This is a genomic window from Methylophaga sp. (assembly GCF_965655755.1).
Taxonomy (GTDB): domain Bacteria; phylum Pseudomonadota; class Gammaproteobacteria; order Nitrosococcales; family Methylophagaceae; genus Methylophaga.
This window is the reverse complement of the sequence record NZ_CBFHHW010000074.1, coordinates 1-1,760: the sequence shown is the minus strand read 5'-3', so window position 1 is coordinate 1,760 and position 1,760 is coordinate 1. Positions and strand designations below refer to the sequence as shown.

Annotated in this window: 3 protein-coding genes; all 3 read right to left on the bottom strand. The window is 46.8% G+C overall.

Annotated elements, in window-relative coordinates; all coding sequences use genetic code 11:
* Positions 1-346, bottom strand: a 346-nt coding sequence (locus tag ACTF5U_RS12430) for a MazG nucleotide pyrophosphohydrolase domain-containing protein (RefSeq protein ID WP_438971947.1), incomplete at its 3' end; no start/stop codon positions are given.
* 2 nt (positions 347-348) lie between these two features.
* A complete protein-coding gene (locus tag ACTF5U_RS12425) occupies positions 349-750 on the bottom strand; it encodes an RNA-binding S4 domain-containing protein (protein WP_438971946.1) in 402 nt (133 codons plus the stop codon).
* Positions 747-1,760 (bottom strand): AMP-binding protein (locus ACTF5U_RS12420; protein WP_438971945.1); only part of this gene is annotated, 1,014 nt, incomplete at its 5' end. The genes ACTF5U_RS12420 and ACTF5U_RS12425, both read right to left, overlap by 4 nt.

The following is a 1,760-nucleotide window of genomic DNA, read 5'->3' as shown; positions in this document are numbered from 1 at the left end:
GCTTTCCCACGGCTGAAACCCGGGTCTCTACATAGTTAAAACGACGGTAGAATTTTTGATTACAGCTGTTTAAAGCTTCATCAGGATTGATATCCAGGTGTCTGGCTAGATTACAGCAGGCAAATAACAAATCCCCTAACTCAGCTTGAATTAGTGATTTGTCACTATCCTGTCTGATTTCGAGCTTGAGTTCTTCCAGTTCTTCATGAATTTTATCAATAACACCGTTGATATCTGGCCAGTCAAAGCCAATTTCAGCAGCTTTTTTTTGCATGGCGATGGCATAAGCCAAGCTATCTTTTTTATTGGAATCGAGCTGATTGAGTATAAAGTCATCCTCAGACATGATTAGCTCTGACGGGTGAATTTAATGATATGTCGTCGATCACGCTTGCTGGGACGACCTTTTTGCTGACGAAAACCGAGCGGTTCGTTTTTGATTTGTTCACGCAAAAGCGCGCGTTTTTCCTGACTTTCAGTTGTTTCCTGATAAAGCGTTTGTGCCTCAACAGCAGGGCGACGTTGTAAATTAAGCCCGGCTATTATGATTTCAAATTCATAAGGCGGTTTGGAAATAGTGAGTTTGTCGTCAATGCGGATTGTGCGACTGGGTTTAGCGCGCTGGCCATTGAGATAAACTTTGCCGCCGTTGATGGCCTCAACGGCCAGGCTGCGGGTTTTGTAAAACCGCGCAGCCCATAACCATTTATCTAATCGTTGAGATTCAGAACCAGTGTCCTGTTTCGTCATACTTTGCCTTGAAGTTGCAGTAATATCGATTCATTTTCCAGAGTCGACGTATCCTGCGTGATTTCTTCTCCTTTGGCAATAGTACGAAGTAAGCGACGCATGATCTTGCCAGAACGGGTTTTAGGCAGATTATCCGAGTAGCGAATATCATCCGGTTTAGCAATCGGGCCAATTTCTGTACCCACCCAATTACGTAGTTCAGCCGTCAATTCCTCATCTCTGCCGCCTTCCGGACGTTCACCTTTAAGCACCACATAGGCAAATACCGCTTCGCCCTTAACATCATGCGGGCGTCCAACCACAGCGGCTTCAGCTACCTGTGGATGAGAAACCAGGGCAGATTCAATTTCCATGGTACCGAGACGGTGACCTGACACGTTAAGAACGTCATCAATACGGCCCATAATCCAGAAGAAGCCATCTTCATCACGACGGGCACTGTCGCCTGCAAGATAGAACTTACCGTCAAAATAAGGCCAGTAGGTATCTTTGTAACGCTGATCATCACCCCAGATAGTCTGAACCATAGAAGGCCATGGTTTACGAATCACCAAATAACCACCTTGGTTCGGTCTGGTAATTTCTTCACCGTCGTCGTTAACAATAGCGGCATCGATACCCGGTAGGGCACGTGTGCATGAGCCGGGTTTAGCATGGGTCACACCAGGAATCGGTGCAATCATGTGTGCCCCTGTTTCTGTCTGCCACCAGGTATCCACAATGGGGCAGCGACTTTGTCCAATGACATTGTAGTACCACATCCAGGCTTCAGGATTAATAGGCTCACCTACTGTTCCGAGTAGCCGCAGTTTTGATAAGTCGTATTTATTCGGGACTTCGTCACCGACTTTCATTAAGGCACGGATAGCAGTGGGTGCGGTATAGAATATAGTAACGTTGAGACGTTGACAGATATCCCAAAAACGACCGGCATCTGGAACTGTCGGCACACCTTCATAGATGACTTGTGTAGCGCCTGTTGCCAGTGGTCCGTACGCGACGTAGGTATG

What these genes read in the sequence shown, in the direction of transcription:
- ACTF5U_RS12425 (WP_438971946.1), bottom strand. Translation starts at nt 750, where the DNA reads ATGACGAAACAGGACACTGGTTCTGAATCTCAACGATTAGATAAATGG.